The organism is Mesorhizobium sp. WSM4312 (genome assembly GCF_002294875.1).
Classification (GTDB): domain Bacteria; phylum Pseudomonadota; class Alphaproteobacteria; order Rhizobiales; family Rhizobiaceae; genus Mesorhizobium.
Genome location: NZ_NSFU01000022.1, coordinates 1 through 16,699 on the forward strand (window position 1 = coordinate 1; position 16,699 = coordinate 16,699).

The 16,699-nt window shown below is 61.9% G+C and carries 20 protein-coding genes and 1 tRNA gene; 15 read left to right on the forward strand and 6 right to left on the reverse strand.

The window, feature by feature from the left end; genetic code table 11:
• Positions 1-728: DNA repair protein RadC (gene radC, locus CK228_RS29015; protein WP_095790040.1), on the reverse strand; the 728-nt coding region annotated here is incomplete at its 3' end.
• A gap of 58 nt (positions 729-786) precedes the next feature.
• Entirely contained in the window at positions 787-1,614 is an 828-nt protein-coding gene (map, locus tag CK228_RS29020) for a type I methionyl aminopeptidase (protein WP_095772828.1), read from the reverse strand.
• A 41-nt stretch (positions 1,615-1,655) separates the two neighbouring features.
• On the opposite strand from map, the gene CK228_RS35020 reads away from it, so the two are divergent.
• The 6 genes from CK228_RS35020 (at position 1,656) to CK228_RS29045 (ending at position 5,459) form a co-directional block, all read left to right on the forward strand.
• A complete protein-coding gene (locus tag CK228_RS35020) occupies positions 1,656-1,850 on the forward strand; it encodes a hypothetical protein (RefSeq protein ID WP_143750633.1) in 195 nt (64 codons plus the stop codon).
• A 64-nt stretch (positions 1,851-1,914) separates the two neighbouring features.
• Positions 1,915-2,211 (forward strand): DUF982 domain-containing protein, encoded by a 297-nt coding sequence (locus CK228_RS29025; RefSeq protein WP_095772827.1) that lies wholly within the window; start codon positions 1,915-1,917, stop codon positions 2,209-2,211.
• Positions 2,212-2,421: 210 nt separating this feature from the next.
• Complete coding sequence (locus CK228_RS36090; protein WP_095790041.1) at positions 2,422-2,685, forward strand: DUF6074 family protein; 264 nt, start codon at positions 2,422-2,424, stop codon at positions 2,683-2,685.
• A 581-nt stretch (positions 2,686-3,266) separates the two neighbouring features.
• Positions 3,267-4,493: a pilus assembly protein TadG-related protein gene (locus tag CK228_RS29035; protein WP_179296078.1), complete on the forward strand. Its 1,227-nt coding sequence runs from the start codon at positions 3,267-3,269 to the stop codon at positions 4,491-4,493.
• A gap of 5 nt (positions 4,494-4,498) precedes the next feature.
• Positions 4,499-4,939: a TadE/TadG family type IV pilus assembly protein gene (locus CK228_RS29040; RefSeq protein WP_179296079.1), complete on the forward strand. Its 441-nt coding sequence runs from the start codon at positions 4,499-4,501 to the stop codon at positions 4,937-4,939.
• Positions 4,940-5,105: 166 nt separating this feature from the next.
• A complete protein-coding gene (locus tag CK228_RS29045) occupies positions 5,106-5,459 on the forward strand; it encodes a TadE/TadG family type IV pilus assembly protein (RefSeq protein WP_095772824.1) in 354 nt (117 codons plus the stop codon).
• A 32-nt stretch (positions 5,460-5,491) separates the two neighbouring features.
• On the opposite strand, the gene CK228_RS29050 is transcribed toward CK228_RS29045, so the two are convergent.
• Entirely contained in the window at positions 5,492-6,028 is a 537-nt protein-coding gene (locus CK228_RS29050; protein WP_019858477.1) for a J domain-containing protein, read from the reverse strand.
• A 44-nt stretch (positions 6,029-6,072) separates the two neighbouring features.
• On the opposite strand from CK228_RS29050, the gene CK228_RS35505 reads away from it, so the two are divergent.
• The 3 genes from CK228_RS35505 to CK228_RS29065 all read left to right on the forward strand — a co-directional run bounded on the left by CK228_RS35505 (position 6,073) and on the right by CK228_RS29065 (position 7,781).
• Positions 6,073-6,234 carry a hypothetical protein gene (locus CK228_RS35505; RefSeq protein ID WP_179296081.1) on the forward strand — a complete coding sequence of 54 codons (162 nt, stop codon included), beginning with the start codon at positions 6,073-6,075 and terminating at the stop codon, positions 6,232-6,234.
• Between the two features lie 873 nt (positions 6,235-7,107).
• The gene (locus CK228_RS36095; protein WP_245318119.1) at positions 7,108-7,308 is read left to right on the forward strand and encodes a nuclear transport factor 2 family protein; all 201 of its coding nucleotides are present in this window, start codon (positions 7,108-7,110) and stop codon (positions 7,306-7,308) included.
• A 161-nt stretch (positions 7,309-7,469) separates the two neighbouring features.
• On the forward strand, positions 7,470-7,781 hold the full coding sequence (locus CK228_RS29065; protein ID WP_095790043.1) for a hypothetical protein: 312 nt from the start codon (positions 7,470-7,472) through the stop codon (positions 7,779-7,781).
• A 69-nt stretch (positions 7,782-7,850) separates the two neighbouring features.
• Here CK228_RS29065 and CK228_RS29070 read toward each other — a convergent pair.
• The 3 genes from CK228_RS29070 to phaC form a co-directional block, all read right to left on the reverse strand.
• A tRNA-Glu gene (locus CK228_RS29070) sits at positions 7,851-7,925 on the reverse strand.
• A gap of 440 nt (positions 7,926-8,365) precedes the next feature.
• Positions 8,366-9,622 carry a YcbK family protein gene (locus CK228_RS29075; RefSeq protein ID WP_095790044.1) on the reverse strand — a complete coding sequence of 419 codons (1,257 nt, stop codon included), beginning with the start codon at positions 9,620-9,622 and terminating at the stop codon, positions 8,366-8,368.
• 216 nt (positions 9,623-9,838) lie between these two features.
• Positions 9,839-11,674, reverse strand: coding sequence for a class I poly(R)-hydroxyalkanoic acid synthase (gene phaC, locus CK228_RS29080; protein WP_095790045.1), 1,836 nt, complete (start codon positions 11,672-11,674; stop codon positions 9,839-9,841).
• Between phaC and CK228_RS29085 the strand changes: the two genes are divergently transcribed.
• The 6 genes from CK228_RS29085 to glpX all read left to right on the forward strand — a co-directional run bounded on the left by CK228_RS29085 (position 11,662) and on the right by glpX (position 16,692).
• The gene (locus CK228_RS29085) at positions 11,662-12,168 is read left to right on the forward strand and encodes a hypothetical protein (protein ID WP_179296082.1); all 507 of its coding nucleotides are present in this window, start codon (positions 11,662-11,664) and stop codon (positions 12,166-12,168) included. The two genes, phaC and CK228_RS29085, sit on opposite strands and share 13 nt — an antisense overlap.
• A gap of 45 nt (positions 12,169-12,213) precedes the next feature.
• Complete coding sequence (locus CK228_RS29090; RefSeq protein ID WP_019858471.1) at positions 12,214-13,431, forward strand: LL-diaminopimelate aminotransferase; 1,218 nt, start codon at positions 12,214-12,216, stop codon at positions 13,429-13,431.
• Between the two features lie 38 nt (positions 13,432-13,469).
• On the forward strand, positions 13,470-14,783 hold the full coding sequence (locus CK228_RS29095) for a homoserine dehydrogenase (protein WP_095790046.1): 1,314 nt from the start codon (positions 13,470-13,472) through the stop codon (positions 14,781-14,783).
• A gap of 125 nt (positions 14,784-14,908) precedes the next feature.
• Positions 14,909-15,268, forward strand: coding sequence for a hypothetical protein (locus CK228_RS29100; RefSeq protein ID WP_095772817.1), 360 nt, complete (start codon positions 14,909-14,911; stop codon positions 15,266-15,268).
• A gap of 69 nt (positions 15,269-15,337) precedes the next feature.
• Entirely contained in the window at positions 15,338-15,505 is a 168-nt protein-coding gene (locus tag CK228_RS29105; RefSeq protein WP_010909767.1) for a Thivi_2564 family membrane protein, read from the forward strand.
• 203 nt (positions 15,506-15,708) lie between these two features.
• Positions 15,709-16,692: a class II fructose-bisphosphatase gene (gene glpX, locus CK228_RS29110; RefSeq protein ID WP_095790047.1), complete on the forward strand. Its 984-nt coding sequence runs from the start codon at positions 15,709-15,711 to the stop codon at positions 16,690-16,692.
• The last annotated feature ends 7 nt before the right edge of the window (positions 16,693-16,699 follow it).

A 16,699-nucleotide genomic window follows, 5' to 3' on the forward strand; every position in this document is an offset into this window, starting at 1 on the left:
CCCTTGCGCCCGATGATGATGTGGTCGTGCACGCCGATGCCCAGCCGTTTGCCCGCTTCGATGATCTCTTTCGTCATCTCGATGTCGGCGCGCGATGGCGTCGGATCGCCTGACGGGTGGTTGTGCACCAGGATGATCGCGGTGGCCGACAGGTCGAGGGCGCGCTTGACCACTTCCCTGGGATAGACGGGCGTGTGGTCGACAGTACCGGTCTGCTGCACCTCGTCGGCGATCAGCGCGTTCTTCTTGTCGAGGAACAGGATGCGGAATTGCTCGCGCGCCTCGAAGGCCATGGCCGAGCGGCAATAGGCGAGGAGCTGCGTCCAGGACGAAAGGACTTCACGGCCGTGCACCTCGCCATGCGCCATGCGTTGCGCTGTCGCGGCGACAACCTTCAGGTCGAACGCCACCGCCGGGCCGATGCCCTTGACCTCCTGCAGCAGGTTGACGGGCGCGCCAAGCACTTCGGCCAGCGTACCGAAGCGCGCCAGCAATGCCTTGGCGGCCGGTTTGGTGTCGGCGCGCGGGATCAGCCGGAAGAGCAAGAGCTCCAGAAGTTCATAGTCGGGCAGGGCGTCTGGACCCGCCGAGGCAAAGCGCTCGCGCAAACGGTCGCGGTGGCCGAGATATCCAGGCTTTTCAGCTGGAATGGGCCTCGCCTTCGCCGCGGGCCGAACCGGCACCTCGGCGAAGAAACTCCGCTCGTCGTCGTCGCTGGCCTTCCCCATCAGCCCCCGCATCCAGCCAATCAGTCGGGCAAGGCGGTCGCCCGACGTATTAAAAATATCAGGCCGGCAGGCCGGGCCGGTCGAGGTTCTTGGGCGAGAGCGTGAAAATCTCGCAGCCGGTGTCGGTCACGCCGATCGTGTGCTCGTACTGTGCCGACAGCGAACGGTCCCGCGTCACCGCCGTCCAGCCATCCGACAGCACCTTCACATGCGGCCGGCCGAGATTGATCATCGGCTCGATGGTGAAGATCATGCCGGGCCGCATCTCGACGCCCTCATTGGCGCTGCCATAGTGCAGGATGTTGGGGGCGTCGTGGAAGAGCTGGCCGACGCCATGGCCGCAGAAGTCGCGCACCACCGAGCAGCGCTCCGCTTCGGCAAAAGTCTGGATGGCGGCGCCGATGGCGCCGGTGCGGGCACCCGGCCGGACGGCGGCGATGCCGCGCATCAGGCATTCATGGGTGACCTCGAGCAGGCGTTCGGCCGCGCGCTTGATGGTGCCGACCGGATACATGCGCGAGGAATCGCCATGCCAGCCATCGAGAATATAGGTGACGTCGATGTTGACGATGTCGCCATCCTTCAGCGGCTTGTTGTCTGGAATGCCGTGGCAGACGACGTGGTTGATCGAGGTGCAGGACGATTTCGTGTAGCCGCGATAGTTGAGCGTCGCCGGCAGCGCGCCGTGATCCATGCCGAACTCGAAGACGAAACGATCGATGGCGTCCGTGGTGACGCCGGGCGCGACCATCGGCACCAGCGCGTCCAGGCAACGGGCGGTGAGGTCACATGCCTTGCGCATGCCGGCAAAACCGTCCTCGCCATAGAGGCGGATCTGGCCGGTGTTTCTGAGAGGGGCCGTGGCGGCGTCGAGATAGGTGACCATTTTGTCCGTATGGGAAGAGTGAGCGCTGCAGGAGTTCTGGCGTGGGTATTCCGCCAGATTTGGCACTTGAGGGCAAAAGGTTCAAGGAAGAACTGGCTGATGCGGCCTTGGCCGGCGGGATATTCGTCTCGTCGGGCCAATTTCTATCGGTTTTTGCACGGTTGCTTTCCTTTCCGGCCATCTTGCGCAGCAAAAACGGCCGTTTCCGCAGTGGCGACACATTTGCGTGGCACTGAGCGGGCATAGCAACTTTTGACGACGAACGGCGCTGCCTGGGCGACGGGTTCGGGAGATTTGCGGATGGATAGATTGCAATTCGAGGTGCCGGTGCGCATTGCGCAAGGCCCCGGCTTGCCCGTCGAGGAGATTTACAGCGTCGAGCAGGCGCTGGATTTCCTGCAGGACTGGCCGGCGCGCCGGCAGGGACCGGTTTATCAGAAAGCCTTCAATGCCTGCTTCGGCGCCACGGTGGACGTGGTCAAGACCGAGGATGCCTGCCGGGCGTTCATGGCGTTCTGCCGTGTCACCGGACTGATGGCCAGCGACATGATGGCGCCGCGCAAGCGTGGCGGCGAGGCAAGCCTGCAGCGGGCCTGAGGGCTGCTTCGCCTGTTCCGATCGACCAACTCCGTTTTCTCAACCAACTTGCCTTGAATGTGCGTGGTGATCTCGTGCCTCGATCATCATCTGCATTTCCTCGCACGATGATGCATCGACAGCGGCGTTAAGCTTCCGTTTCCACCTTGGCGGCTACGCCATTGCTTGTTCAGCAATGGTTGATTCGTTGCGTCAGTTCAGGTTTGGAAGATGTCCCCAGAAAAAGTCCGTGCATTCCCGATCGACCGTCAGCTGTTCTTGGTCAGGGAAGTTGCAGCCAGCCTAGACAATCTGCATGGCGAGCCTGCAGCCTCGTTCTGGAGGGCTAAAGCGGCCGAGTTGCTTGACCTGGTTGTCGGGTCGGGCAGGGACAGAGCAACCGCAAGTGATGAAGTGCGCAGGTTTTTCCTGGCCGTACAGAGAGAGCTTTCGGCTGGATTGGCGACTGAGTCGACTCCAGTTCTTTCCGCCTGAAGAAAATATTTCTTCCAGGCAGCATCAGGCTGCACCTTCGTTGTCCAGGGGCGGCCGAGGACGCGGTCACCGTCAACGGGCGGAGATGGCGTTCGATGACGCTGACATCGAAGCGACATTGCGCGACCTTGATACATCAAAGTTAAATGCGGAGAATTCGCTTCGCTGCTAATAATAAGGTGGCGGGGGCTGCTCGGGAGGAGCGCCCATGGAAATACGGGACCTCGTTGCCAAGATATCAGTTGGGCTGCTGAAGCGCCGTGGCAATGCCCTATCGCTGTCCATCAAGCCGAGACGCGCATCCTTGGCGGACATTCCCATTAAATCGCGGCAAAAGCCCGCGCATCGCCCACCGCCTCCGATTCGTCCAGCCAGCAACATGTAGTTCGAAGGCTTTTGCCCAGGCGCAAGGTGCCGAACCGTGCTGACGTTCCAGCGCCGTGAGTTTCTTGCTTATCGCGACGTCTGCATGCACTGATCAGCCGACGGCCCACTGTTTGAAGCCAATCGAAGCCCTCATCAAAAAATGAACCGAACTTTTTAGCCGTTCCTTCATATATGCATGCTTTCTAATTTAAGTTATGATTTTCAATTGCTTCGCCCGAATTCGGATCATGGCGACCGGTATACGCCGGAGCACACGGGCGAATGTTGCCACCATCTTCGCCCTCAGCCTGCCGATCGTCGTCGGCGCGGCCGGCTTTGGCGTGGAGACCTCCTACTGGTACTACAACAGCCTGAGACTACAGGCGACGGCCGATGCCGCGGCCTATGCCGGCGCGCTTGAACAGATCTCGGGTTCCGACAAGCCGACGATCGTCGCGGCCGCGACGCAGTCGGCAGCGACGAACGGGCTGGGCTCGGGCACGATCATCGTCAACACGCCGCCGGCGTCCGGGCCGAATACGGCGAAGAAGGCGGTCGAGGTCATCGTCTCTCAGAACCTCAACCGGATGTTCACCTCGATCTTCACGCAGAGCCAGGTTCCCGAACAGGCGAGGGCGGTGGCCCTCATCACTGATGCCTCGAAGGCCTGCATGACCGCGCTCGACCAGACCGCATCGCAGGCTGCATCGTTTTCAGGCAATACCACAGTGAAGGTCACCGGCTGCGTGGTGATGTCCAATTCGATCGCTCCGGACGCCATCAAGCTCCAGGGCTCGGCGAGCCTCCAGGTCGATTGCCTGATATCGGCGGGCGGCGTGTCTCTCAGCAATCCCGTCACCACGGTCTGCGCGGCCCCGATCACCCAGGCGCTGCCTGCGGCAGATCCATTTGCAGACCTGCCGGTTCCGGCGGCCTCGAACCCATGCCAGAACGACAACAAGGCGACGCTGAGCCCAGGCACCTATTGCAGCGGCATGACGCTGAAGGGCAATGTCGCCCTCTCGCCCGGCGTCTATGTCGTTCAGGGCGATCTCAAGATAAACGCCAACGCGATCATCACCGGCAGCGATGTGACCATCTTCATGTCGGGCAGTTCGACCGTCAGCATGAATGGCAACGCCTCCGTGAAGCTCAGCGCGCCGACCTCGGGTATCTATTCCGGTGTGCTGTTCTACGGCGACAGGGCCGGCAACAGTGCATCCAGCACATTCAATGGAACAGCGGATTCGCTGCTAACCGGGGCCATCTACTTCCCCAAACAGCAAGTGAATTATCTTGGCAATTTCTCGGGCAACAGCGGCTGCACCCAGGTCGTCGCCAATACGATTCAATGGTCCGGCAGCACGACCATCAACCAGGATTGCACGAGCCTCGGAATGCGCGACATTCCGGCGGCGCGGTCCGTGGCGCTGGTGGAGTAGCCTCCGTGGAGCCCCGATCTGTGCCGATCCTGAGCGATAAAACGGGCGTTGCAGCGGTCGAGTTCGCGATGGTCCTGCCTTTCCTGTGCGCGGCGCTGCTCGGTATCATCGACGGCTGGTCCTATGTGACGAGTTCGCTGTCGATGCGTGCCGGCGTCAAGACCGCCGCGAACCTGATTATGGAAGGCTCGACGAATGATACGGCGACGCAGGCCGTCGCCATTTCGAGCTGGGAGAAACGGCCGGCGGACGGCCAGGTCACGCTAAGCCGGATCTATATGTGCGGGACGACCGTGGTCGACGCCTCTACTCTGTGCAGCGGACCAAAGGTGCCGTCGGTCTATGTTCAGATCCAGGCATCGGCCACCTGGACGCCGCCCTTCACCTTCGGCGTCTTTTCCGCTTCCAGCGTCATCGGCCATCTGGAGGTGATCCGTGTTCGCTAGGGCGTCTCACCGTTTCGCGGAAATGGCGAAACGCCCTAGCTCTTTGTCGTCCCGCGATTCACAAGCGAAAGCGCTGCGCGCTTTTCCCCGGACAACCGGCTCACACCTTTCCTGGAATCGCGCCAGGCAAAGCGCCTTCCGGCAAGATCGATCGGGCGGGGCCGGGTTGGAGTTCGCGCTGATCGCACCGTTCCTCATCATATTGCTGTTCGGGATCTTCGCCTTGGGCTGGTCGATGCATTCGGTGTCCAGCGTTCGCTATACGCTGGAGACATCATCGCGCTCGCTGCAGCTTCAGAACACGCTGACCCAGGCCGACATCCAATCGATCGCCAGGCAGAAATTGCAGGCCTTGGGTTTGAAGGATGTGAACGTGACGATCGCCATCGACCCGGCAAGCGGCGGTTTCCGCATGGCGCATCTGACCGCCACCTATGCCTTCGTCGTCGATTTTCCTTACCTCGACACCTTTCCGATCAACTACGCCACCACCGTTACCGTACCGCTGGTCGGCGGTTAGTGAAATGCGGCGCTGACGCGAGCTTCCGCGTTTCAGCCGGCATGGTCCAGCAATCTTATCGTGGTGTCACGGCGATGTTCGGAATTGGCGCGATCGATGCCTTCCACGGTGATCGCGAAGGTTCCGTTCTCGATCCTTCCAATCCAGCCCTTGGCTTTTAGGTACCAGAGATGAAACTCAAGATGTTCTCGTGGACAGCCTGACAAACGTTCGATTTCTGTATCGCCAATGCCGGGATTGTTTACGTCTTGCCGGCGCTTGACGTAAAGCAGCGAGAGCAATTTCGCCTGAATAGCCACATCGCGTTCGATGGTTGTGTTGTTGCTGGCTTCCCCAATCAACTCCGTTCGCAGATTCAAATGGTCTTTGTGCTGGATGTCATACCGCGCGCGCTTCACAGGATCCTTGAGCACATTGTGGGCTTCCAGGATTTCGCTAAAGCGTGATTCATCGCCGGTGTCCTGATTGTCAGGATGGTAGCGCATGGCAAAATAGCGGAATACCCGTTCTATCGTTTCCGAGTTGGCGTTCGGGCTGATTTCCAGGAGTTCGTAGTAATCAACGAACAAGATGGCGCCCCCACAACTTCGCTATTGCGCACACCGTCGAGAGCATGACTGCTGAAGGCAAGGAACGACAGTCCTCAACTTGCGGCTTGGATCGGCGCGAACCGAAGCTGGTCGAGAGAATCCGCGCGGGACATTGCCATCAGTCGCGCAACGGCGAAGGCGGCCAGAATGATGAAAACAGCCGTGAGGTTAAGGAAGGCGAGTGATGTAAAAATGCTCCCGCCCGGATCATAGCAGCTCAGTTCCATGGCGCTCTACCCCTTCAGCGACCTGATGGTTTGGATAATGATCCGGCTTTGTGAGGAACACAAGCGCTTGCTAATAAGATGGTTGATGCGGTTGCTCCGGGACTCAAGGCAAGGGCGGCTGAGATATTCGGCAAACAGGGGGTGGAGTGCACGAAAGTCTGTACGCCGAAGGGGAATCGAACCCCTTGTTACCGCCGTGAAAAGGGCGGGCTTTGCTAGGCTCCCTGGAAGGAAGGCGCCGTCGGCCTTGAAATCGATCGCGCCTGGTGGGCGGCGCCTGAGCAGGCCGGACGATGCGGCCGCGCAACTTGCGGCGACCGGTTCTTCCGTCCAGTAATGGATCAATCGTCGCTGGCACAACAATTGCATTGTCAGCGATGCCGGCTGTTGGGACCGGCAATTGGGGCCGAGGTTGGGGCAGGCCTCGCCGCTTCGCAAATGGAGCGGCGGGGTTTCTGCGTTCAAGCAGATTGCAGGTGCATCCAGAGACACAGCGATTGGCCATGGGCGGGCGTCAGGACGCACGGGAAGCCTCTGCCGCGTAGGACAGCGCCAGCGAGGAACGCGCGCTGGTGCGCCCGCCAGGCGGCTTAACGCCTCACCTGAGGATGAAGTACAGCGGAACGAGTATCGAGAATGCCGCGATAGCGGTCAGAAAAATGTCTGTGGTCATGAGCCCCCGCTCGGAATTTCACGACCATCTCACATTCAATTAGCTAAAATGCAAATGAACTCGCGGCCGGCCTTTCGTGGGACAGCACCGGCGCGGCCGCCCGCGGCTGAGCAGGCCAACAGGCGCCCAAGGTTCCGTGGCCTTACCGGGAGGAAGTGATGTCGATCCGCGACGAACTGCAGGAGCTTTGGGACATCTACGTTGCGGCCTATCGGGCCGGCGATGCTGCCGGTTGCGCGGCGGTATTCACCTCTGACGCGGAATTGCATTCTCCCTATGCGCCGCCGGCTCGCGGCCGCGCGGCGATAGAGGCGCTGCATGGCGTCTGGACCCAATACGCCACCCCGACAAAACACTAGCCAGAGGCGGGGGCATCCGGGAAGCTGGCATGGTCTCTCGCGGCCTATTCGGAGGGTGAGGCGACCGGAAACGGAACTTCGCTCAGCGTTTTTGAGCGACAGGCTGCTGGCGGACGCTGGCTGATCCGCATGTGCAGCCTCAACAGCACCGATCCCGGCTAATGACCGACAAAGCCGGCCACAACCTGCTCGCCAGCGTCTTCGGCAAGGCGCACGTGCGCACTATCCTGACTACACAGGATGAGGGTGAAACCCAAGCGCCGGACAGGCGATGCTTCAGCATGGCGCGCGAGGGCTCGGGTCGAGGAGATCGCCCCGAAGCCGAAGGAGCGCTAAAGGGCTCGGCGCAGGCGGCGACATGTCCGGTGATGGAAGGGCGAATCTCCGAAAGGTCCGCCGCATCAGACATGCCGGATTCGGCGCGGGTGGTGACGTCCATCATGCACGCGAAATTGTTTGTGTTGCCATTTTGACCAATTCCCTGGAATCTGCCCAAAAATTGGACAGTAAGGACTGGGAGGTCGCTAAGTGTTTGAAAGGTCTGGTACGCCCAAGGGGAATCGAACCCCTGTTACCGCCGTGAAAGGGCGGTGTCCTAACCGCTAGACGATGGGCGCGCTCAGACGAAGCGGCTTATACTGACGTTGTGCGCAACCGGCAACCCGTCAGGTGCCGGCTTGGACAACTTTTTTCCGAGGCTTTGGAATCGGGGGCTTCATCACCCACTGCGCGGCTTGGTGACTAGCGAAAACGCCCATTGTTTCGTCATTCCAGGGCGGAGCAGGAAGCAAAGCGACGCGGCGCAGACCCCTGGAGCTGCTCCGCAGCCCAAGGAATCCATGCCGCGACTTCAAGGCGTTGCAACGGTGCGGAATTCTGCTCGGCCGCACTCTTCAACCAAGGTCACGGAATGGATCCTCGGGTCTTCGCGACGGAGCTTCGCTCCTGCTCCGCCCGTGGATGACGAAGTTGGGGCATGCTCGGGCCAATGTGGAAAGTCCGCTGGAACGATATTGATGGCACGACCTGGCCGCTCTGGCCCGTCAAATCGCGCCGTTCAGCCGTCACCACCACCGCTTCGCCTGCGGCAGCGCCAGTTCCAGTCGCGCTCGGGCCCTACGTCGACATGTACCGATTCGGTATGGCAATAGGTGCCGACGCCACCGCGGCCGGGCATGGTCCTGATGTAGTTCGCCAGCTCCCATTTGGAGACGCCGGGCACCTGGATGTCGGCGGCGGCGCAATACATGTGCAGCGAGTTCTTGGCGCCGTTGGCGCGGCGGTTGCGGGCAGGGTCGCGGTAACCTGACGTGACCATCATCTTGCGGCCGTAATGGCCTTCGATCGTCTTCAGCACGCGCACCAGAGACGGCTTCAGGCAGGCGACATCGACGCTTTCGTTCTGCTTCAGCAGGCCGTTTGGCGCGAGCCGGGCCATGCCGGCTGCGGACGCAACCTGATAGCTGCCGCCGATTGGACCCTCGTCCTCATTGAGGTCGACGTCGCTTTCGTCGTCGAGGCCGGATTTGCGCTTGATCTCGAACAGGGCGGTCTGGCGCACGCCAGGCAAGGCATCGCTGCCGGTGATATGACCTGCGTCGTCACCGGTCGATGCCAACTGTATCGGCTTTGCCGTGGAGTCGGCCGAGGCCAACGTGATGATCGGCTTTGCCGCCGCCGCAGGCGCGGGTTTGGCCTGTGCGGTCGGCTGTTCGCCCGATCGCGTGTTGATGAGCGGAGCCGGTGTGGCCGAAGCGGGCGTGGCGCCGAACATCGAGGCCAGGAAGCCACGTTTCTTTGGCGCCTCGGCTGGTGGCGCCTCACCTGCGGTCACATAGACCGGATTGTTCATCACCGGCGCCGCGGCCGGCTTTGGCGTTGTCACCGCGGCATCGGCGGCGGCGATCTTCTGGGCGACCGCGTCTGTCTGCTGCGCCGTCTGGGCCGGCTGCTGCAAGGCCTGCGGCGTTTGTCCCGCGATCGCTTCAGCGCCGGCCGGCGTTATCAGCGGAAAGGCTGCTTGCGGCTTGGCGATCGGTACGTAAGCGACTTTTTCGGGGAGTGCGGTGTCGCCTTCGCTCATCACGGTCGTTTGCGTGGCCGTTGTCTGCGATGTCGAATCGGCGGTGGCGATGGACTTGCCGGTGGCGGCCGCATTGATGTCAGAGGGGGAGGCATTGTAGCCGGGCATTCCGACCGACATTGTCGGGTCGCCGGCCGATGTGCAGGAGGCCAGGAGCACACAGCAGAGCGCTGCCAAGATGGCGCTGCGTTCTCCCTTTGCGAGGCTCCATCCTGCTGATTTCAAAGTCAAATTCCCCCTCGATGTCCGGTCGGTACGTCCTTGGCGCAGCACTGGAAGTCGCTGTCCAAGGTGACCTTTGTCTCCGATCCGGAAACGAGACCTGTGTCAAATCCGCAAGCCTGGAAGTATTTTTGCAGTGATTGCCGAATTACGGCTGCTTGATGGTTGACGACACCATTTCGCCCGCTTTTGACGGGCCGTCAACTCACCAGACATTACAGTCCGTTACACTCGCACCTTCACATAGCTGCCGGGAGCATCGCCCAAGGTTTTCATATGCTTGCCGGGTTTGCGGGCAGGCACACGGGTGTCGTCCTTGGCCTCGATCCAGCTTTGCCAGTGCGGCCACCACGACCCGGGATGCTCAGCGGCCCTGGCAATCCATTGGCCGAAATCGCCTTCCGGTTTGCCGCCGGTCCAATACTGGTACTTGCCGGAGGCGGGCGGATTGACGACACCGGCTATGTGGCCCGATCCCGCCATCACGTAGTCGACCTTGCCGCCGAAATATTTCGAGCCGAGGAAGACGGACAGCGCCGGCGCGATGTGATCTTCGCGCGAGGCGAGGTTGTAGATCGGAATGGTGATATCGCCGAGCGAGACCGTATGCCCCGCCAGTTCCATCTTGCCGCGCGAGAGGTTGTTCTCGAGATAGCAATTGCGCAGGTAGAAGGAATGGTTGGCCGCCGCCATGCGGGTCGAATCGGCATTCCAGTAGAGGAGGTCGAAGGGCAGGGGGTCCTTGCCTCGCATGTAGTTGTTGACGACATAGGGCCAGATCAGGTCGCCGGAGCGCAGCATGTTGAAGGCGGTCGCCATCTTGGTGCCGTCGAGATAGCCCTTCTCGTTCATTGACTTCTCCACCGCCGCGACCTGTTCCTCGTCGACGAAGACTTTCAGGTCGCCGGCATAGGTGAAGTCGACCTGCGTGGTGAAGAAGGTAGCCGACTTGATGCGGTCGTCGCCTTCCTGTGCCATCAGAGCCAGCGCCGCCGCCAGCAGCGTGCCGCCGACGCAGTAGCCGATCGTGTTGACGTCCCGCTCGCCGGTCGCCTCCTCGATCGTGTCGAGGCCATATTGCAGGCCTTCCCTGATATAGGCTTCCCATCCCTTCGCGCCGTGGCGCTCGTCCGGATTGATCCAGGAGATGACGAAGACGGTGTGGCCCTGCTCGATCGCCCAGCGGATGAAGGATTTCTGCGGGTTGAGGTCGAGTATGTAGAACTTGTTGATCCAGGGCGGGCAGATCAGCAACGGGCGTTTCAGTACCGTCTCGGTCGCCGGATCATACTGGATGATCTCGGCGACATCGCTGCGGCCGACGACCTTGCCGGTTGTGGTGGCGATGTTCCTGCCGATCTCGAAGGGCGAATAGTCGGCCTGGCGCAGTTTCAGGTCGCCCTTGCCGGCGGCGATGTCCTCGGCCAGCATCTTCATGCCGCGCACCAGGTTCTCGCCGTTGGAAGCGACGGTCTCGCGGAAAAGCTCGGGGTTGGTCAGGATGAAATTGGACGGCGAGATGGCATTGGACACCTGCTTGACGTAGAAGCTCGCCTTGTGGCGGGTGTGCTCGTCCAGACCTTCGGCGTGCTCGACCAGTTCGGACGCCCAGCGCGAGGTGACGAGATAGGCCTGCTTGAGGAAATCGAAGAAGGCGTTGCGGCCCCATTCCGGGTCCTGGAAACGCTTGTCGCCGCGCTCCGGCTTGACGGCGTCGTCGGGGCCTTCGGCGTTGGGGCTGACGCGTTGGATGGCGTTCGCCCACACGGTCATGTAGCCGGCGAACAGCCGCGTCTGCGCTTCGAGCGCGCGCTGGGGGTCGGCGAGCCAGTATTCGCTCAGCTTGGAAAACGTCTTGACCATGTCGACGACCGGCTCGGCGACGTGGTCGCGCACTTCGCCGCGCTCGCGCGGTTCGGCCCAGGCGGACGCCGCCTTGCCGGCCTGCTCGATCATGCGCGCCATGTTCAACGCGAAGCGCTCCGGATCCTTCACCAGATATTGCTCGACGGTCGAAGGCTCGTCATCTTCCGTTTTGCCCGAATCGGGTGTTTTGGACATGGTTCGCGGGGTTCCTCCCGAAGCGTTTTCTTGACATATTAACATGGGACATCCGACAGGGTCCAATCTCGCTCTACCTCGGCTGCCAAGGAAACAATATGACGATTAATATTGGCGAGACTGTTTTTTTTGATGCCGCACGCTTTTGCCGCATCGGCGCGGCGATCGTGCTTTTGGGGATCGCCGGGTGTTCGAGCACGAATACCAGCGCTCCGGTGCCGATGGCCGACAATGCAGGTCCAAAGGATACCGGCACCTTTCCGAACCTCAACATCCCGCCCAAAGTGGCGAACAAGCAGCTGACGCAGGCCGAGACGAACGCCAAGCTCGCCGAACTCAAGGCTGATGGCGGCGCACAGGGCGCCAAAAGCGGCGGCGGCGCTGCGGTCGCCAATCAGGCGGCGTTGGCGGACCTAGCCACGAAACATGGTCCGCAGACGCTGAAGCAGATCGAAGGCAAATGCGATCCCGCCCTCGACCCTACCTGCAAATGAGTATATAGCGCGCGCCCATAGCCCCTTTTGCTGTCTGGAACTGCCATGGAAGAGTTTCACAAGGTCCGCCGGCTTCCGCCTTACGTGTTCGAGCAGGTCAACCGGCTCAAGGCCAGTGCCCGTTCGCGCGGCGCCGACATCATCGACCTCGGCATGGGCAATCCGGACCTGCCGACGCCCAAGGCCATCGTCGACAAATTGTGCGAAGTGGTGCGCGATCCGCGCACCCATCGCTATTCCTCCTCGCGCGGCATTCCCGGCCTGCGCCGCGCCCAGGCGGCCTATTATCAGCGCCGCTTCGGCGTGAAGCTCAACCCCGACACGCAGGTGGTGGCCACGCTCGGCTCGAAGGAAGGCTTCGCCAACATGGCGCAGGCGATCACCGCGCCTGGCGACGTCATCCTGTGCCCGAACCCGACCTATCCGATCCATGCCTTCGGCTTCATCATGTCGGGCGGCGTCATCCGCTCGCTGCAGGTCGAGCCGGACGATGGGTTCATTCCAGCGCTGGAACGCGGCGTTCGCCACTCGATCCCGAAGCCGCTGGCGCTGATCCTCAACTATCCGTCGAACCCGACGGCGCTGGTCGCTTCGCTCGACTTCTACAAGGACGTGGTGGCGTTCGCGAAGAAGAACGACATCATCATCCTGTCCGACCTTGCCTATTCGGAGATCTATTTCGACGGCAACCCGCCGCCTTCGGTGCTGCAGGTGCCGGGCGCCATCGATGTCTGCGTCGAATTCACCTCAATGTCGAAGACTTTCTCCATGCCCGGCTGGCGCATGGGTTTTGCCGTCGGCAATGAGCGGCTGATCTCGGCGTTGACCCGGGTGAAGTCCTATCTCGACTACGGCGCCTTCACGCCGATCCAGGTGGCGGCGGCCCATGCGCTCAACGGCGACGGCGCCGATATCGCCGAGGTGCGCGAGGTCTACCACAAGCGCCGCGACGTCATGGTCGATTCCTTCGGGCGCGCCGGCTGGAACATTCCAGCTCCCGCCGCCTCGATGTTCGCCTGGGCGCCGATCCCCGAACCGTTCAAGCATCTCGGTTCGCTCGAATTCTCCAAGCTGCTCATCGAGCACGCCGATGTGGCGGTGGCGCCCGGTGTCGGCTTCGGCGAACATGGCGACGATTTTGTGCGCCTGGCGCTGGTCGAGAACGAGCACCGGATCCGCCAGGCGGCGCGCAACATCAAGCGCTTCCTGTCGACCAGCGCCAAGCAGCCCAACAATGTGGTGCCGCTGTCCGCCCACCGGTAAGCAAAAATTCGATCTGATTTTGAGGGACGTCGCCTTCCATGGCTGAAGCTCTGCGTGTTGGAATTGCCGGACTTGGTACGGTCGGCGCATCGGTGGCGCGGGTGCTGCGCGACAAGGCAGCGGAACTGACCCGGCAATGCGGGCGCGACATTGTCGTGTCGACGGTTTCGGCGCGTGACCCGAAACGCGACCGTGGCGTCGATGTCAGCGCCGCAAAATGGTTCGACGATCCGGTCAAGATGGCACAGATCGCCGACATCGACGTGTTCATCGAACTGATCGGCGGCGACGAGGGGCCAGCGCGCCTGTCGGTCAAGGCGGCGCTCGAAGCCGGCCGCCACGTCGTCACCGCCAACAAGGCGCTGCTCGCCAAGCATGGCGTGGCGCTGGCCGAGATCGCCGAGAAGAAGGGCGTGCTGCTCAACTACGAGGCGGCGGTGGCCGGCGGCATTCCGGTCATCAAGACGATGCGCGAGGCGATGGCCGGCAATTCGGTCAATCGCGTGTTCGGCATTCTCAACGGCACCTGCAACTACATCCTCACCCGCATGGAGGCCGAGGGCATTTCGTTCGACGCCTGCCTGAAGGACGCGCAGCGGCTGGGTTACGCCGAGGCTGATCCGACCTTCGACATCGAGGGCCACGACACCGCGCACAAGCTGTCGATCCTGACCAGCCTTGCCTTCGGCACCAGGATCGCCGCCAACGACATTTATATGGAAGGCATTTCCAACATCACCCAGGCCGACATCCGTGCGGCCGGCGATCTCGGCTACCGGATCAAGCTGCTTGGCGTTGCCCAGCGCACCGAAAGCGGCATCGAGCAGCGCGTGCATCCGACCATGGTGCCGACCGCTTCCGTCATCGCGCAGGTGCATGGCGTCACCAATGCGGTGGCGATCGAGACCGACATTCTTGGCGAATTGTTGCTTTCAGGCCCCGGCGCCGGCGGCAACGCCACTGCCTCGGCCGTCATCGGCGACATCGCCGACATCGCCAAGAGCCGGCCCGGCTTCCAGCATGGCCCGGTCTTCGGCCTGCCGGCGAAGGAGCTCAGGCCCTACAAGAAGGCGCAGATGCGCAGCCATGCCGGCGGCTACTTCATCCGGTTGACCGTGCATGATCGCATCGGCGTCTTCGCCGCGATCGCCAAGCGCATGGCCGACAACGATATTTCGCTGGAATCGATCGTCCAGCATGCGGTCAGCGGCGAGGCGGCGGCGCAGAAGACGGTGATCCTCGTCACCCACGAGACCACCGAGGCAGCCGTGCGCAAGGCCGTCGACGGCATCACCAAGGACGGTCACCTGACCGACAAGCCGCAGGTCATCCGCATCGAGCGGGCAGGGTAGTCGTCCCCCGGCGGGTAACGTCCTCGCCGGCGCCTGCGGTCGACAGATGGCGACCAGCCGCGCATTGGCCGGAACGAATTCGTTGCGGCGCCGTTCTCTTGGTCAGTAACCAAGGGAGCCGCTTCATGGCCGATACCAGCAAGTCCGACACCCCCTCCATCGACGATATCCAGAAAACGCTGGAAAAGCAGATCGCTGAACTGCGCAAGGAGATCACCAAGATCAACAAGAGCATTTCGGCAAGGGGCGCGGAAATGCTCGATGATGCCAGCGAACAGGCTTCGGATTTTTATGAGACGGCCGCGGCGCGTGCATCGCGCACAGCACAGCAGCTGCGCAGCCAGGCTCAGGCGGTTTCGGAAGTCGCGCGCGAAAACCCGGGCACGACGACAGCCGTGATCGGCGTCGTCGGCCTGCTTGGTTTTCTGGCCGGGATCGCCGTCGGCCAGTCGATGAACAACGACACGCCCCGCCGTTGGTATTGAGCGTGCCGGTAACGGGCTGGCAGTGCCGGCTCGTTTCCCGTTTCAGGAATTCATTTGAAGGAGGGCATCATGGCTTCATCCATGTTGATAGGCATACTGATCACATTCCTCGTCATCATTCTCGTTCTCTATCTCGTGCAGCGCCTGCCGCTCGACGCCAGGATGCGGCAGATCGTGCAGGTCATCGTTATCATCATCGGCATCATTTCGTTGCTCAGATATCTCGCGGTTTTCTAGATCGCGGCGGCAATCCTCAGTGCTTCTTCAAGGCGGCCCGGTCGTTTTCGACGGTCCGCAATCTTGTCGGAAATGCGGTTCAATCGATTGATATTGCTGGCTTTTCGATAAAACGTCCGGCCGGTCTTGCCGTTGTCATGCTCGTTTGACAAAACAGGCCCGCCTCCGGCGGGAGGCGCTACGCCAACGAGGATTTGCCGAACATGAATGTGGCCCAGAACATCGTCGCCGGCCTTGACCGGATACTCACCATGGAACTGGTGCGCGTCACCGAAAGGGCCGCCGTGGCGGCCGCCAGGCTGCGCGGCCGTGGCGATGAAAAGGCTGCCGACCAGGTCGCTGTCGATGCCATGCGACAGGAGCTCAACCGTCTTGCCATCAAAGGCACGGTGGTGATCGGCGAGGGCGAGCGCGACGAGGCGCCGATGCTCTATATCGGCGAAGAGGTCGGCACCGGCAAAGGACCGGCAGTCGACATCGCGCTCGATCCGCTCGAAGGCACGACGATCTGCGCCAAGAACCTGCCCAACGCGCTTGCTGTCATCGCCATTGCCGAGAAGGGTAGCCTGCTGTTCGCACCCGACGTCTATATGGACAAGATCGCCATTGGTCCGGGCTATGCCGAAGGCGTCATCGATATCGATGCTTCTCCGGCCGAGAACATCGCGAGCCTGGCGCGAGCCAAGGGCGTCGCGGTCTCGGACATCACCACCTGCATCCTCGACCGGCCGCGCCACGCCAAGCTGATCGATGCCGTGCGCGCCACGGGAGCCGCGATCCGGCTGATCGGCGACGGCGATGTCGCCGGCGTCATCCACACCACCGACCCGGAGGAGACCGGCATCGACCTCTATCTCGGCACCGGCGGCGCCCCGGAAGGCGTTCTGGCCGCGGCCGCATTGCGCTGCACCGGCGGCCAGATGCAGGGCCGGCTGATCCTCGATACGCCGGACAAGGTCGCGCGCGCCGCCAAGATGGGCATTTCCGATCCGAAGCGGATCTACCATGCGGAAGACATGGCGCGCGGCGACGTGCTGTTCGCGGCGACCGGCGTCACCGACGGCAACATGCTGGCCGGCGTCAAGTTCGGCCGCACCTATATCACCACCCACACCATCGTACTGCGCTCATCGTCGCGGACCGTGCGCGAGATCAAGGCGCGGCATCAGGATCTGGATAAGTTCTAGGCCTCCT

What these genes read in the sequence shown, in the direction of transcription:
- map (WP_095772828.1), bottom strand. Translation starts at nt 1,614, where the DNA reads ATGGTCACCTATCTCGACGCCGCCACGGCCCCTCTCAGAAACACCGGC.
- glpX (WP_095790047.1), top strand. Translation starts at nt 15,709, where the DNA reads ATGAATGTGGCCCAGAACATCGTCGCCGGCCTTGACCGGATACTCACC.
- CK228_RS36090 (WP_095790041.1), top strand. Translation starts at nt 2,422, where the DNA reads ATGTCCCCAGAAAAAGTCCGTGCATTCCCGATCGACCGTCAGCTGTTC.
- CK228_RS35505 (WP_179296081.1), top strand. Translation starts at nt 6,073, where the DNA reads ATGACTGCTGAAGGCAAGGAACGACAGTCCTCAACTTGCGGCTTGGAT.
- CK228_RS29065 (WP_095790043.1), top strand. Translation starts at nt 7,470, where the DNA reads ATGACCGACAAAGCCGGCCACAACCTGCTCGCCAGCGTCTTCGGCAAG.
- CK228_RS29100 (WP_095772817.1), top strand. Translation starts at nt 14,909, where the DNA reads ATGGCCGATACCAGCAAGTCCGACACCCCCTCCATCGACGATATCCAG.
- CK228_RS36095 (WP_245318119.1), top strand. Translation starts at nt 7,108, where the DNA reads ATGTCGATCCGCGACGAACTGCAGGAGCTTTGGGACATCTACGTTGCG.
- phaC (WP_095790045.1), bottom strand. Translation starts at nt 11,674, where the DNA reads ATGTCCAAAACACCCGATTCGGGCAAAACGGAAGATGACGAGCCTTCG.
- CK228_RS29025 (WP_095772827.1), top strand. Translation starts at nt 1,915, where the DNA reads ATGGATAGATTGCAATTCGAGGTGCCGGTGCGCATTGCGCAAGGCCCC.
- CK228_RS29090 (WP_019858471.1), top strand. Translation starts at nt 12,214, where the DNA reads ATGGAAGAGTTTCACAAGGTCCGCCGGCTTCCGCCTTACGTGTTCGAG.
- CK228_RS29035 (WP_179296078.1), top strand. Translation starts at nt 3,267, where the DNA reads ATGATTTTCAATTGCTTCGCCCGAATTCGGATCATGGCGACCGGTATA.
- CK228_RS29105 (WP_010909767.1), top strand. Translation starts at nt 15,338, where the DNA reads ATGGCTTCATCCATGTTGATAGGCATACTGATCACATTCCTCGTCATC.
- CK228_RS29095 (WP_095790046.1), top strand. Translation starts at nt 13,470, where the DNA reads ATGGCTGAAGCTCTGCGTGTTGGAATTGCCGGACTTGGTACGGTCGGC.